Below are 252 nucleotides of genomic sequence, written 5' to 3' on the forward strand. Positions count from 1 at the left end.
GATGGGGCTCCTTGCGAGCTGGCCGATCCCGTATGCCGGGGTGAACTTGGCAATCTGGCCGAAGGTGTCCCCCATGATTTCAATCGGCATGAAAAGCCCGCCAAGCATCGCCAGGATCGCCAGTGCCGGGCCAAGGATCTGCATCACGTTCTGGCTTGGCATCAAGTACCCTACGAACAGTCCCAGAGCGGCGAACACCAGGGAACCAACCCACGCCGTCAACCCCGCTACCAACCATGTCTGGGCATCCAT

1 protein-coding gene is annotated in these 252 nt (G+C 60.3%); it reads right to left on the reverse strand.

Going from position 1 to position 252, the window contains the following annotated elements; genetic code table 11:
* A partial coding sequence (locus tag SCA31_RS24630) for an ABC transporter permease (RefSeq protein WP_410699589.1) occupies positions 1-252 on the reverse strand: 252 nt, incomplete at both ends.

The sequence above is a fragment of the Chryseobacterium sp. SIMBA_028 genome (genome assembly GCF_046535285.1).
Taxonomy (GTDB): Bacteria; Bacteroidota; Bacteroidia; order Flavobacteriales; family Weeksellaceae; genus Chryseobacterium.